The sequence below is a fragment of the Pseudomonas sp. W4I3 genome (genome assembly GCF_030816195.1).
Lineage (GTDB): Bacteria > Pseudomonadota > Gammaproteobacteria > Pseudomonadales > Pseudomonadaceae > Aquipseudomonas.
Map to the genome: position 1 here is coordinate 349568 of NZ_JAUSXS010000001.1, position 11799 is coordinate 361366.

Genomic DNA, 11799 nt, shown 5'->3' on the forward strand with positions numbered 1-11799 from the left:
CGGAAAATTAGTTAGATCAGGGTTTTGCCATGGCGCACGAAGGTCGGCTTGACCACTCGGACCGGGTACCACTTACCGCGGATTTCCACTTCGGCCCGGTCGCCAGTCGCCGTCGGCACGCGTGCCAGTGCAATGGATTTGCTAAGCGTAGGTGAGAAACTACCACTGGTGATCTCCCCTTCGCCAACATTGGCGATACGAACCACCTGGTGAGCGCGCAAAACCCCACGTTCTTCCAGGACCAGCCCCACCAGTTTGAACTGCACACCGGCGGCTTTTTCCGCTTCCAGCGCGGCGCGGCCGATGAAATTGCGCGAGGCCGGTTCCCAGGCGATGCTCCAGGCCATGTTGGCGGCCAGGGGTGACACCTGCTGATGGATGTCCTGGCCATACAGGTTCATGCCGGCCTCCAGGCGCAAGGTATCGCGGGCACCGAGGCCAATGGGGGAAATACCGGCGCCCACCAGGTCGTTGAAAAACCCCGGCGCCTGGTCGGCAGGCAGGACAATTTCCAGGCCGTCTTCGCCGGTGTAACCGGTGCGGGCAATAAACCAGTCGCCGTCGGCCTGGCCCTCGAACGGTTTGAGCTGATGGATTAGGGTGCCACGGGACTGGGTCACCAGTTCGGCGATCTTCTGCCGCGCATGGGGACCTTGAATGGCGAGCATAGCCAGCTCCGAACGCTCCTGGAGCTGCACTTGATAATGCCCCAGTTGCGCCTGCATCCAGGCCATGTCCTGGTCACGGGTGGCGGCGTTGACCACCAGCCGGTAACCGGTTTCGGTACGGTAGACGATCATGTCGTCCACCACTCCGCCCTGCTCGTTGAGCATGGCGCTATACAACGCACGGCCGCAGCCGTGCAATCGATCGACATCATTGGCCAGCAGGTGCTGGAGCCATTCCTTGGCCTGAGGGCCGCTGACATCGATCACGGTCATATGAGATACATCGAACACCCCGCAGTCGCGCCGCACTTGATGGTGCTCCTCGACCTGCGAGCCGTAATGCAAAGGCATATCCCAACCGCCAAAATCGACCATTTTCGCGCCGAGGGCGAGATGCAGGTCGTACAGAGGCGTACGCTGTCCCATGGGTTTCTCCTTCCGGGCTTGGCGAAGGTGTGCAGAGCCACCGCTAGTGCCGGACGCCTTGAATGACAAGGCCTGCAGACACCTGTGGCAACCCATCTCGAAAGACGCGGCACACCGAATGCCGCGCATTGTAGCCGCAAGCTGTAGGACTGGCACCTAACCGATTTGTCGTGCGGAGCGTCGGATCAGTCCGATGACCGGCAACAACCCGACCAGCACCAGGGTCAGCGCCGGCAGCGAGGCCCGCGCCCATTCTCCTTCACTGGTCATTTCGAAGATCCGTACCGCCAGGGTGTCCCAGCCAAACGGGCGCATCAGCAAGGTGGCGGGCATTTCCTTGAGCACATCGACAAACACCAGCAGTGCCGCGCTCAGGGTTCCGGGCAGCAACAGCGGCAGATACACCTTGCAAAACAGTCGTGGTCCACTCACGCCCAGACTTCGTGCGGCCTCGGGCAACGATGGTCGGATACGCGCCAGGCTGTTTTCCAGGGGCCCATAGGCCACCGCCAGAAAGCGCACCAGATACGCCAGCACCAGCGCCGACAGGCTGCCCAACAGCAACGGTTTGCCCGCGCCGCCCAGCCAGCCCGACAGCGGCACCACCAGTTCACGGTCCAGGTAGCTGAAGGCCAGCATGATCGACACCGCCAGCACCGAGCCGGGCAAGGCATAACCGACATTGGCCAGGCTGATGCCGGAGCGAATCACCCGCGTCGGCGCCAGGCGGTTGGCGAAAGCCAGTACCAGCGCCACGCTGACCGTTATCAGCGCCGCGATGCCGCCCAGGTACAGGGTGTGCACGATCAGGCCGGTGTAGCGTTCATCCAGATCGAACCGGCCGCGCTGCCAGAACCAAACCACCAGTTGCAGCATGGGGATTACAAACGCGCAGGCAAACACCACGCCACACCAGGCACTGGCCGCTGCCGCCTTGAACCCCCGCAGGTGATACAACGCCTTGCCTCGCGGGCGCTCGTTGCCGGGCCGGCTCGCTCCGCGCGCGCGCCGCTCGCCATACAGCACCAGCATCACCACCAGCAGCAACAGGCTGGCCAGTTGCGCCGCACTGGACAGGCTGAAAAAGCCGTACCAGGTTTTGTAGATGGCGGTGGTGAACGTGTCGAAATTGAACACCGAGACCGCGCCAAAATCCGCCAGGGTTTCCATCAAGGCCAAGGCGACACCAGCCCCAATCGCCGGGCGAGCCATCGGCAGCGCCACGCGCCAGAACGCTTGCCAGGGCGATTGGCCCAGCACCCGTGCCGCCTCCATCAAGCCCTTGCCCTGGGCCAGGAAAGCCGAGCGCGCCAGCAGGTAGACGTAGGGGTAGAACACCAGCACCAATACGATGATCACACCGCTGGTGGTACGCACACGCGGCAGGCGCAGCCCTGCCCCGAACCACTCGCGCAGCAGGGTTTGCACAGGGCCTGCGAAATCCAGCAGCCCCACGAACACGAAGGCCAACACATAGGCCGGAATCGCGAAGGGCAGCATCAGCGCCCAATCCAGCCAGCGGCGCCCGGGGAACTCGCAGAGACTGGTCAGCCAGGCCAGGCTCACGCCCAGCAACGTCACACCAAGACCGACGCCGAGCACCAGCGTCAAGGTGTTGCCCAGCAAACGGGGCATCTGGGTGTCCCACAGGTGGGACCAGATCTGCTGGTCGATACTTTGCCAGGACAGCAACAGCACGCTCAGCGGCAGCAGCACCAGGGCGGCGACGCTGAAGACCGGCAGGTACCAGCGGCGTTGGGCGGGATGGGCCAAGAGCAAATTCCCTGGGAAAGGACTATCTGAAAGCAGACATAAAACACTGTGGGAGGGGGCTTGCCCCCGATGAGGGAGTATCAGTCACGGGTGATTAGACTGACACTCCGCCATCGGGGGCAAGCCCCCTCCCACATTTTGATCTGCGCGATTTACAGGATCAGTTCCAGCCGGCGCGGTCCATCAAGCGGATAGCCTCGGCCTGGCGCTTGCCCGCCACTTCCACCGGCAAGGTATCGGCAACAAATTTGCCCCAGCTCGCCACTTCGGCCGACGGCGGTACCGCCGGGTTGGCTGGGAACTCCTGGTTCACGTCGGCGAAGATTTTCTGCGCTTCAGCCGTGGTCATCCACTCCACCAAAGCCTTGGCCGCCTCTGGGTGTGGCGCGTGCTTGGTCAAGCCAATACCCGACAGGTTGACGTGCACACCACGGTCGCCCTGGTTCGGCCAGAACAGCTTCACCGCCAGGTCCGGCTTCTGCTTGTGCAGGCGGCCGTAATAGTAGGTGTTGACGATACCCACATCGCATTGCCCGGCATTAATCGCCTCCAACACCGCGATATCGTCGGAGAACACATCGGTGGACAGGTTATTCACCCAGCCTTTGACGATTTCTTCAGTTTTGCTCGCGCCGTGGGTTTCGATCAGCGTGGCGGTGAGTGACTGGTTGTAGACCTTTTTCGCCGTGCGCAGGCACAAGCGGCCTTCCCACTGTTTGCCGGCCAGGGCTTCGTAGGTGGTCAGGTCGCCCGGTTTTACCCGGTCGGTGGAATAGGCGATGGTGCGGGCGCGCAGGCTTAAACCGGTCCAGGCGTGGGCCGAGGAGCGGTATTGCAGCGGAATGTTCTTGTTGATCACCTCGGAGGTGAACGGTTGCAGAATGCCCATCTGCTCGGCCTGCCAAAGGTTGCCGGCATCGACGGTGAGCAGCAGGTCGGCGGTGGCGTTTTCGCCCTCGGCCTTGATGCGCTGCATCAGCGGGGCTTCCTTGTCGGTGATGAATTTGACCTGCACACCGGTTTTCTGGGTGTAGGCGTCGAACACCGGTTTGATCAGTTCATCGATGCGCGACGAGTAGACCACCACTTCGTCGGCGGCCTGCACGGTGGTGCTGCCGATCAGGGTAAGTGCCAGGGCAGTCAGGAGGCGCTTGGGTGCCAACATGGGTGCGGTCGCTCATTTGCAAAAAGAGGGCAAATGATAAGGACTCACATTTGGTAACGCATGGTGGAGCCGTTACCAGATGTTGCACAGACCAGTTATAGGCTTGTGGGAGCGCGCGACGTCAGGGTTTGGCGAGTTCCGGAAGGTCACCGCTCAAGCCCAGGGCCTGGCGCACAAACACCGCCTTGGCTTCCGGCATCTGATCCACCATCTTCAACCCGGCATTGCGCAACCAGCGCAACGGCAGTTGATCGGCCTGGAACAAGCGCTCGAAGCCTTCCATGGCCGCCATCAGCGCCAGATTATGCGGCATGCGCCGACGCTCGTAGCGGCTCAGCACCTTCACATCCGCCAGGCGCTCGCCACGTTCGCTGGCCGCCAGCAGCACTTCGGCCAGCACCGCGGCATCGAGGAAACCCAGGTTCACGCCTTGCCCCGCCAACGGATGGATGACGTGGGCTGCATCGCCAATCAATGCAAGGCCCTCGGCCACATAGCGTTTGGCGTGGCGCTGACGCAACGGCACGCAGATGCGCGGGTCGCCGCTGATCACGTTGCCCAGGCGCCCTTCAAAGGCACGCTCCAGCTCGCGACAAAAGCGCTCGTCATCCAGCGCCATCAGGCGCTCGGACTCTGCCGGCGTGGTCGACCAGACAATCGAGCACCAGTCTTCTTGCCCGTCCCGCACCAGCGGCAGGAACGCCAGCGGGCCGGTGTCGGTAAAGCGTTGCCACGCCGTGCGCTGGTGCGGCTGGCTGCTGCGCACGCTGGTCACGATGGCGTTGTGCAGGTAATCCCATTCACGGGTGGGGGTGCCGGTCAGGCGGCGCACCGCGGAGTTGGCACCGTCGGCGGCGACCACCAGCGGCGCGCGCAGCTTGCGGCCATCGGCCAGGGTCAGCAGCCAGTCATCGCCGGAGCGGCGCATCTGCTCCAGGCGCGCATTGGCCAGCAGCCCCAGGTCGCAATCATGCAGGCGGTCCAGCAAGGCGTCCTGGACCACGCGGTTTTCGACGATGTGCCCCAACACCTCGGCATGCACGCTGGCCGCCGAGAAGTGGATCTGCCCGGTGCCGCTGCCGTCCCACACTTGCATCTGGCCATACGGGCTGGCGCGACGCTGGGCAATGCCATCCCACACGCCAAGGCGCTGCAGAATGCGCTGGCTGGCGGCGGACAACGCACTCACCCGCGGTTCAAACGCCGCGGCCGGCTCGAACGGCTTGACGCTCAGCGGGCTGCCGTCAAGCAGCAATACCTGCAGGCCACTGCCCTGCAACGCCAGCGCCAGGGCGCTTCCGACCATTCCGGCCCCGACGATCAGCACATCTGCGCGCATGTCCATAGTCAAGCCTGTCTCGCTGGCGGCTTGCGCCGCACGTAAAGGGTTTTGTCGACTCGCGCCACCAGGGTGCCGGAGCCGTCATGAATCTGGACCTTGAGGCGAGGCAAATATTTCTCGCCATCGGCGGTCTGTCGGCGCACCTCATCGAGCAAGGTGTCGTCGATGGAAAACTCGGCATACACCGGGCCTTTGCCCGGCGCGATGAAGTCGATGCTGGCGGCCTTGTCCCACACGATGTAGTCGCGACCCAGGTTCTCCATCAGCATCAGCATGTAGAACGGGTCGACCATCGAATACAGACTGCCGCCGAACTGCGTGCCCACATAATTGCGGTTATACCAGCCCAGGCCCATGCGCACTTTGACGTGACGAAAGTCAGCGCTCATCTGCTGCACGCTGACACCGGCGCCCAGATACGGCGGATAGAGCGTCATCACCCAACGCAGCAGCCGCGCCTTGCCCAGCCGCTCGATCAGCCATTTACGCATCGGAGCGCGTGCCCAGGCCCATGGCCTGGCGGGCGAACCAGCGTTTGGCCGGCGGCAGCAGATCCAGGCCGAGCAGGCCCATGTTGCGCCCCAGCGCAACCAACGGTTGCCCGCTGCCAAACAGGCGCGTGACCTGGTCGGAGAAACCCACGGTCAATTGCTGGTCCAGGCGCTGGCGCTCGCGATAGCGTTGCAGCGTTGCCAGGTCTCCGGGCACTTGCGGCCCTGCCAGCAAGGCTTCGGCCAGGGCATTGGCATCGCGCAAGGACAGGTTGAAGCCCTGCCCGGCAATCGGGTGCAGGCTATGCGCCGCATTGCCCAGCACTACCAGGTGCGAGCGCACTTGTTCTTCGGCTTCCACCAGGGTCAACGGATAAAGATGTCGCGCGCCCACTTGTTTCAGGGTGCCCAGTCGATAGCCGAACACGTCCTGCAATTGGCTCAGGAAACTGCGCTCATCGAGGTTGGCCAGGCGCTGGGCGTCCATGCCGATGCGGGTCCAGACCAGCGCGCAGCGATTGTCGGGCAGCGGTAGCAGGGCCATCGGGCCGTCATCGGTAAAACGCTCGAACGCTTCGCCATCGTGGGCTTCGCTCGGGGTGATATTGGCGATCAACGCGCTCTGGTTGTAAGGCCGGGTTTTCACGCCGATGCCAAGCTGCTCACGCAGACCGGAGCGACCGCCATCGGCCAACACCGCCAGGTCGCACTCCAGCACGGTTTCGTCATTGAGGGTCAGCCGATAGCCGCCCTCCAGTGGCTCCATGCGTGTGACCTCAGCCGGGCAGCGCCAGCTCACCACGTCCTTGTCCATGCCTTGCCACAGGCACTGGCCGAGCCAGGCGTTTTCCACCACGTACCCCAGGGCCGGCACGCCTTCTTCCAGGGCAGACAAGCGTGCGGTGGAGAACCGTCCGCGGTCCGACACATGAATCTGTTTGATCGGCTCGGCGCGCTGGGAAATCGCTTGCCACAGGCCCAGGCGCTGATAAATCTGGCGGGCGCCGAAGGACAACGCCGAAGACCGCGCATCGTAGCTCGGCTGATAGCTGTCACCCGGAGCGAAGGGCTCGATCAGGGCGATGGTCCACCCGCGCGCCTTGGCCCCGGCCTGCAACGCCAGTGCCAGGCTGGCGCCTACCAGGCCGCCACCGATGATCGCCAGGTTGACCCGGCTCATCGGGCAGCCGCCATCAGCGCTTCGATCTCGGCCACCGTCTTGGGCACCGCGCCGGTCAGGATTTCACAGCCTTGCTTGGTCACTATCACGTCGTCCTCGATGCGTACGCCAATGCCACGCCACTTCTTCGCTACGTTCTGGTTGTTCGGTGAAATATAGATCCCCGGCTCCACAGTCAAGGCCATGCCGACTTCCAGCACGCGCCATTCACCGCCTACTTTGTACTCGCCCACATCATGTACATCCATACCGAGCCAGTGACCGGCGCGGTGCATGTAGAAGGCGCGATAGGCTTCACTGGCGATCAGCTCGTCAACGTCGCCTTGCAGCAGCCCCAGCTTGACCAGCCCGGCAGTGATGACCTGCACGGTCGCCTCATGCGCCTGGTTCCAGTGTTTGTTCGGCGCGATCTGCTGGAAGGCGGCCTCCTGGGAGGCCAGCACAATTTCATAGATCGCCTTTTGCTCGGGCGAGAACTTGCCGTTGACCGGCCAGGTACGCGTGATGTCGCTGGCGTAGCAGTCGATCTCGCAACCGGCATCGATCAGCACCAGGTCGCCGTCCTTGAGCAACGCGTCATTCTGCTGGTAATGCAGGATGCAGGTATTACGCCCGGCGGCAACGATGGAGCCATAGGCCGGCATTTTCGCGCCACCTTTGCGAAATTCGTAGTCCAGCTCGGCCTCCAGACTGAACTCATGCAGGCCGGCACGGCTGGCCTGCATCGCCCGCACATGGGCCGCGCAGGAAATTCGCGCAGCCTCGCGCATCACCTTCAGTTCCGCCGCCGATTTATACAGGCGCATGTCGTGAAGCAAATGATCCAGGGCAACGAATTCGTTCGGCGGCTGGGCGCCCAGGTGCGCTTTGGAGCGGATCACGTTGATCCACTCCATCAGGTGCCGGTCGAATTCGGCATTGCTGCCCATGGCCGAATACACCCGGTCGCGGCCTTCGATCAGGCCGGGCAGGATGTCGTCGATATCGGTGATGGGAAACGCATCGTCCGCCCCGAAATCACGGATCGCGCCTTCAGTGCCGGCGCGCAGGCCATCCCACAATTCGCGTTCGGCGTTGCGCTCGCGGCAGAACAGCACGTACTCGCCATGCTGGCGACCGGGCATAAGCACGATCACCGCCTGCGGTTCGGGGAAACCGCTCAGGTACTGGAAGTCGCTGTCCTGGCGGTAGACATGTTCCACATCGCGATTGCGGATCGCCACGGCGGCGGCGGGCAGGATGGCGATGCTGTTGGGTTCCATCTGCGCCATGAGCGCCTTGCGGCGACGGGTGTATTCCGCTTTGGGGATATGGATCATGGGCAGATGGGTTTCCTCTCTTAGTGCAGCGACGGCTTGGGCGCCGCCGGTTCAGCGGACTTGCGGGTCTCGGTGAACAGCAGCAATGGCGCGACGCGCAGGTATTCCATGACTTCCATGTAGTCGCCCTCGCCGTCCTCGGACTCTTCCAAGGCGTCTTGCACCTGGGAGATGGCTGCCAGGTCCTGCAGCACTTCCTTGGCGTCGGTGCTCAGTTCCAGGCCACCGGCGTTCACGCCGAAACCGTGGAGGAAGCCCTGGCACCATTGGCCCAGTGCAGCGGCGCGTTCGGCAAGCGGTGCGTCGTCGGTCGGCAGCAGCAGGACCACGGTGACGTCATCACCGGTCAGCTCGCCCTTGACCATCTCTTGCAGGCCGATCAACGCGTTGCGCACGTTATCTTCAGGTTCCTTTTCAAGCAGCTCGGCCACATCGGCCAACCAGTTGTCGGCATCGAAGCCGACACCGGTGCAGCTGCGGCCCAACAGCACGCCGTGCAGTTCGGCAGGCGAGCAGGGATGACCGCTGGTGCTCAGCAGTTTGGAAAAAGCGTCGTACGGGGAGTTCTGAATGGGCATGGTGAGCTAGGCGCCAGACGGCGCAATGTCTAGAATGGAGCGCTGTATCCTAGCACCGGCAGACGTACCAAGACTATCGAGGGCGTCAGATCGTTTATCCTGCAGTTGCCATTCATCAGACAAATCCAGTGGAACCCAATGGAAGACACCGACCTGCAAGCGCTGATGGCCAGACTCGAACTGCTAATTGATCGGGTCGAGCAACTTAAGAGTCAAAACGGACTCCTACAAGCTCAGGAAAAGACCTGGCGCGAGGAACGCGCTCACCTCATTGAAAAAAACGAAATCGCCCGGCGTAAGGTCGAATCGATGATTTCGCGCCTGAAGGCCCTGGAGCAAGACTCATGAGTTCAAGCAATAGCGTTACCGTGCAGATCCTAGACAAAGAATATTCGATCATCTGCCCCCAGGAAGAGCGCAGCAACCTGGTGAGCGCTGCCCGCTACCTGGACGGCAAGATGCGTGAGATCCGCAGCAGTGGCAAAGTGATCGGCGCCGACCGCATCGCCGTGATGGCCGCCCTGAACATTACCCACGACCTGCTGCACAAGCAGGAGCGCCCTGATGTGCAGGCCAGCGGTTCGACCCGCGAGCAAGTGCGCGACCTGCTCGAACGCGTTGATCTGGCGCTCTCCACCGATTCAGAAGCACCCAAGGGCTGATTGCCGAGTCTGTTTAAGGTATACTCGCCTCACTCCCTGGCGTGTTTGCCAGTCGGCGATGTCCCGGAGCCGATTCGCACTACCCTGGAAGTTGCACGTTGGGCTGGTGTGCATGTCCGCTAGACGGAAAGCCTTAAAGCCTACTGCTTCTTCCACCTTGAACTTTCGGGTTCAAGGGCTTAGTCGACAGCGGCTCTGCCGGGGAGCCTGAATTCCCAAACTCAATGCCAGTCCCAGGACTGGCATTGTTTTATGAGCCGAAAAGCCATGACCGAACCTGCGCCACTTTCCCGTCCGCAACTTCGACGCATGTTGCGCAAGGCCCGCCGCGCACTCACCCCCAGCGAGCAGCGTCAGGCCGCTTTGGGGCTGTATCGACAACTGGCACAGCATCCGCTGTTTCGCCGGGCCAAACATATTTCTTTATATCTACCGACGGACGGTGAAATCGATCCGCGTCTGCTGCTGCGCGTTGCTCAGCGCCAGGGCAAGGCCACTTACCTGCCCGTACTGAGTGCGTGGCCGCGAACCAAGATGGTGTTCCAGCGCGTGCGGCCTGGGGATAAGTTGCTGCCCAACCGCTTTCGCATTCTTGAGCCACGGCCCAATGCCCAACGCCAACGCAAGGTGTGGGCGCTGGACCTGGTGCTGCTGCCGCTGGTGGGGTTCGATAATGAGGGCGGGCGATTGGGCATGGGTGGCGGTTTCTATGACCGCAGCCTGGCTTACCTCGCCCGGCGCAAAAGCTGGCGCAAGCCGACGTTGCTTGGGCTGGCCCATGAGTGTCAGCAAGTGGATCGCTTGGCGCAGGCGAGTTGGGACGTGCCGTTGGCGGGCACTGTCACCGATAAGCAGTGGTATGTCGCAGAAGCGCCGCTGGAACCAGCGACGCCTTAAGTCGTGTTAACGCTTGAATTGCTGTTGCACAGGCGAGAGTTCAACCGGTGCATCGGTCTTGTTCGACCACAGGCTCTGGGCATACCCGGTGGTCACGACGCCCAGACCAAACAAAATAACCAATATCCATAGTAAATCCGGTTTACGTTGCATCGATTGCCCCCCTTCAGGCACCTCGTACACGATGACAACAACGTTCCAAAGTAGTCCGTTGCAGCTGCGCCAAGCTTAAAAGCCGGCATTCTGCGGTAACGTGAACCAACACGCAAACCTTGACGCCAACCGACTGTCGGTTTGTCACGGCATTGCCCGACAACTTGCCCAATGCCTTTTTCAGGAGCCCAAAAATGGCCTACTGGCTGATGAAATCCGAGCCTGACGAACTGTCCATCCATGACCTGGAAAAGCTCGGCAAAGCGCGCTGGGACGGGGTGCGCAATTACCAGGCGCGCAATTTCTTGAGCGCCATGGCGGTTGGCGATGAATTCTTCTTCTACCACTCCAGCTGCCCGGAGCCGGGCATTGCCGGCGTCGGCACAATCATCGAGGCCGCCTATCCCGACCCGACCGCACTTGAGCCGGACAGCCACTATTTCGACGCCAAGGCCACCCTTGAGAAAAACCCGTGGAGCGCAATCGACGTCGCGCATGGGCAGACGTTTGCAAAGGTGCTGGGCCTGGGCTACCTGAAGCAGCAGACCGCGCTGGCCGAACTGCCTTTGGTGCAAAAAGGCAGCCGGCTCTCGGTGATGCCGGTCACTGCCGAGCAGTGGACGGCGGTCATGGGTTTGCGTTGAGCCGTTACTGGATGATCAGGTTGTTGAACAACAAGTCTTCGACCACCGGCTTGCCAGTTTCATCGTTCATCACTTGCTGGGTTTGCTTCAACGCTTCCTGACGCAGCTTTTCCTTACCTTCTAACGCTGCTCATGGTTTCGTTGGTCTGCTGGGTAAACAGCGCCACCAGTTGGTTGCGAATCAACGCATCGTTGGCTTTGACCGCTGCGGCGGCTTCGGTACCGGTCACGCGCAGGGCGATGTCGGCCTTGAATACCTTGAGCTTGGCCGTACCATCGAGCCCGTAGTTGCCCACGAACGGCGGGGTAAGGCTGATGTAGCTGACTTTCGGCGCCTCGCCCTCTTTGGCTTCTTCGGCCTGGGCTGCCATCGGCAAGGTCAGGGCCAGCATCAACAGGATCCACGCTTTCACAGTTCATTCCTCGAATTCGGTTGCCGGGTAGCATAACGCTAGCAAGGCTGAGCACAAGCTTATGGGGGCTTATCAGGCGCGGGCATGC

13 protein-coding genes, 1 other RNA gene and 1 pseudogene are annotated in these 11799 nt (G+C 62.0%); 5 read left to right on the forward strand and 10 right to left on the reverse strand.

Translation table 11 applies throughout. The annotated features are described in order from the left end of the window. Positions 1–11: 11 nt before the first annotated feature. From gcvT to QF045_RS01660, 8 genes are all read right to left on the reverse strand, one after another. Positions 12–1094, reverse strand: coding sequence for a glycine cleavage system aminomethyltransferase GcvT (gcvT, locus tag QF045_RS01625; RefSeq protein WP_306490799.1), 1083 nt, complete (start codon positions 1092–1094; stop codon positions 12–14). A gap of 156 nt (positions 1095–1250) precedes the next feature. Continuing rightward, on the reverse strand, positions 1251–2867 hold the full coding sequence (locus QF045_RS01630) for an iron ABC transporter permease (RefSeq protein WP_306490800.1): 1617 nt from the start codon (positions 2865–2867) through the stop codon (positions 1251–1253). Between the two features lie 160 nt (positions 2868–3027). Continuing rightward, positions 3028–4032, reverse strand: a complete 1005-nt coding sequence (locus QF045_RS01635; protein WP_306490801.1) for an extracellular solute-binding protein — start codon at positions 4030–4032, stop codon at positions 3028–3030. A 121-nt stretch (positions 4033–4153) separates the two neighbouring features. After that, on the reverse strand, positions 4154–5371 hold the full coding sequence (locus QF045_RS01640) for a 2-octaprenyl-3-methyl-6-methoxy-1,4-benzoquinol hydroxylase (RefSeq protein ID WP_306494839.1): 1218 nt from the start codon (positions 5369–5371) through the stop codon (positions 4154–4156). An 8-nt stretch (positions 5372–5379) separates the two neighbouring features. Further along, a complete protein-coding gene (locus QF045_RS01645; RefSeq protein ID WP_306490802.1) occupies positions 5380–5865 on the reverse strand; it encodes a DUF4442 domain-containing protein in 486 nt (161 codons plus the stop codon). Continuing rightward, positions 5858–7045 (reverse strand): 2-octaprenyl-6-methoxyphenyl hydroxylase, encoded by a 1188-nt coding sequence (gene ubiH, locus QF045_RS01650; RefSeq protein WP_306490803.1) that lies wholly within the window; start codon positions 7043–7045, stop codon positions 5858–5860. Before ubiH ends, QF045_RS01645 begins: the two co-directional genes overlap by 8 nt. Further along, on the reverse strand, positions 7042–8364 hold the full coding sequence (gene pepP, locus QF045_RS01655; RefSeq protein ID WP_306490804.1) for a Xaa-Pro aminopeptidase: 1323 nt from the start codon (positions 8362–8364) through the stop codon (positions 7042–7044). The genes ubiH and pepP overlap by 4 nt, the downstream gene beginning before the upstream one ends. Positions 8365–8384: 20 nt before the next feature. After that, positions 8385–8942, reverse strand: a complete 558-nt coding sequence (locus QF045_RS01660) for a YecA family protein (RefSeq protein ID WP_306490805.1) — start codon at positions 8940–8942, stop codon at positions 8385–8387. Positions 8943–9080: 138 nt separating this feature from the next. Here QF045_RS01660 and QF045_RS01665 point away from each other — a divergent pair, with 138 nt between their 5' ends. From QF045_RS01665 to QF045_RS01680, 4 genes are all read left to right on the forward strand, one after another. Further along, positions 9081–9290 carry a TIGR02449 family protein gene (locus QF045_RS01665; protein WP_306490806.1) on the forward strand — a complete coding sequence of 70 codons (210 nt, stop codon included), beginning with the start codon at positions 9081–9083 and terminating at the stop codon, positions 9288–9290. Continuing rightward, a complete protein-coding gene (locus QF045_RS01670) occupies positions 9287–9604 on the forward strand; it encodes a cell division protein ZapA (protein ID WP_306490807.1) in 318 nt (105 codons plus the stop codon). Before QF045_RS01665 ends, QF045_RS01670 begins: the two co-directional genes overlap by 4 nt. Positions 9605–9634: 30 nt before the next feature. Continuing rightward, positions 9635–9813: non-coding RNA, 6S RNA (gene ssrS / locus QF045_RS01675), on the forward strand. Between the two features lie 58 nt (positions 9814–9871). Then, positions 9872–10501, forward strand: coding sequence for a 5-formyltetrahydrofolate cyclo-ligase (locus QF045_RS01680; RefSeq protein WP_306494840.1), 630 nt, complete (start codon positions 9872–9874; stop codon positions 10499–10501). Positions 10502–10507: 6 nt separating this feature from the next. On the opposite strand, the gene QF045_RS01685 is transcribed toward QF045_RS01680, so the two are convergent. Next, on the reverse strand, positions 10508–10654 hold the full coding sequence (locus QF045_RS01685; RefSeq protein ID WP_015886446.1) for a hypothetical protein: 147 nt from the start codon (positions 10652–10654) through the stop codon (positions 10508–10510). A 194-nt stretch (positions 10655–10848) separates the two neighbouring features. Here QF045_RS01685 and QF045_RS01690 point away from each other — a divergent pair, with 194 nt between their 5' ends. Further along, complete coding sequence (locus QF045_RS01690; protein WP_306490808.1) at positions 10849–11298, forward strand: EVE domain-containing protein; 450 nt, start codon at positions 10849–10851, stop codon at positions 11296–11298. Between the two features lie 4 nt (positions 11299–11302). Here the strand turns inward: QF045_RS01690 and QF045_RS01695 are convergent. Continuing rightward, positions 11303–11711: pseudogene (locus tag QF045_RS01695) on the reverse strand (flagellar basal body-associated protein FliL). Between the last annotated feature and the right edge of the window lie 88 nt (positions 11712–11799).

Coding starts and splice junctions, on each gene's coding strand:
- gcvT (WP_306490799.1), bottom strand. CDS start 1,094: ATGGGACAGCGTACGCCTCTGTACGACCTGCATCTCGCCCTCGGCGCG.
- QF045_RS01635 (WP_306490801.1), bottom strand. CDS start 4,032: ATGTTGGCACCCAAGCGCCTCCTGACTGCCCTGGCACTTACCCTGATC.
- QF045_RS01640 (WP_306494839.1), bottom strand. CDS start 5,371: ATGCGCGCAGATGTGCTGATCGTCGGGGCCGGAATGGTCGGAAGCGCC.
- QF045_RS01645 (WP_306490802.1), bottom strand. CDS start 5,865: ATGCGTAAATGGCTGATCGAGCGGCTGGGCAAGGCGCGGCTGCTGCGT.
- ubiH (WP_306490803.1), bottom strand. CDS start 7,045: ATGAGCCGGGTCAACCTGGCGATCATCGGTGGCGGCCTGGTAGGCGCC.
- pepP (WP_306490804.1), bottom strand. CDS start 8,364: ATGATCCATATCCCCAAAGCGGAATACACCCGTCGCCGCAAGGCGCTC.
- QF045_RS01660 (WP_306490805.1), bottom strand. CDS start 8,942: ATGCCCATTCAGAACTCCCCGTACGACGCTTTTTCCAAACTGCTGAGC.
- QF045_RS01665 (WP_306490806.1), top strand. CDS start 9,081: ATGGAAGACACCGACCTGCAAGCGCTGATGGCCAGACTCGAACTGCTA.
- QF045_RS01670 (WP_306490807.1), top strand. CDS start 9,287: ATGAGTTCAAGCAATAGCGTTACCGTGCAGATCCTAGACAAAGAATAT.
- QF045_RS01680 (WP_306494840.1), top strand. CDS start 9,872: ATGACCGAACCTGCGCCACTTTCCCGTCCGCAACTTCGACGCATGTTG.
- QF045_RS01685 (WP_015886446.1), bottom strand. CDS start 10,654: ATGCAACGTAAACCGGATTTACTATGGATATTGGTTATTTTGTTTGGT.
- QF045_RS01690 (WP_306490808.1), top strand. CDS start 10,849: ATGGCCTACTGGCTGATGAAATCCGAGCCTGACGAACTGTCCATCCAT.